Source organism: Leyella stercorea (assembly GCF_019052365.1).
Taxonomy (GTDB): Bacteria; Bacteroidota; Bacteroidia; order Bacteroidales; family Bacteroidaceae; genus Prevotella.
Genome location: NZ_JAHQUY010000185.1, coordinates 1 through 641 on the forward strand (window position 1 = coordinate 1; position 641 = coordinate 641).

The window sequence follows — 641 nt, forward strand, 5'->3', positions numbered from 1 at the left end:
AACTCTCAACTATTCATATGCAAAATTGCCTGAGTTCATTCCTCTCAAATCAATGGGAAAACAAATAGTTCCATTAATTATGGAACGAATGATAAACCCTTCCGATTTTTATTTTCTTGTTCTTTATGAAGCTGTTCTGGAAGGAAATGAAACGAATGACGATTCTAAGTTTAGCGGAAGCGAACAAATCAGAGCTATAAGGTGTGTAAAAAAATGGCTGGAAAAACAATAAAGGGCAATTACTTCTTCATAGCTATCATAAAGAAAAAGTGTCCGCGATGTCAGACGAGTAGTATCACGGATACGGATGAATAGTTGAGAGTTTGATGAAAGTTAGTATCCTGAAACATTGTTGATGCACGGACAAGCCCTTGCGCTGTCGAAGACAATGCGAATGCCGTTGGTCTTAATCTTGTCGAAACGAAGGATGCGCTTTCTTTGGGGTCACTCTCGCATACCGCTGCGTCATCTTCACATCCTTATGACCGAGCATCTTGCAGATGGTCTACATCGGCACACCTGCCTCCAGCGTAATGAGGCTGGCGAACGAGTGTTGTCCCGAATGGTAGGAATAGGTAAATTCGTTCTCTTTTCCACAAGCACATCGAAAGCCTTTTGGATGGAAAGCAACAACTGCTCGA

At 42.0% G+C, this 641-nt stretch carries 2 pseudogenes; one reads left to right on the forward strand and one right to left on the reverse strand.

The window, feature by feature from the left end:
• Positions 1-232 (forward strand): annotated as a pseudogene (locus KTQ90_RS13525) (hypothetical protein); the annotation flags it as partial.
• 174 nt (positions 233-406) lie between these two features.
• Here KTQ90_RS13525 and KTQ90_RS13530 read toward each other — a convergent pair.
• Positions 407-641: pseudogene (locus tag KTQ90_RS13530) on the reverse strand (tyrosine-type recombinase/integrase); the annotation flags it as partial.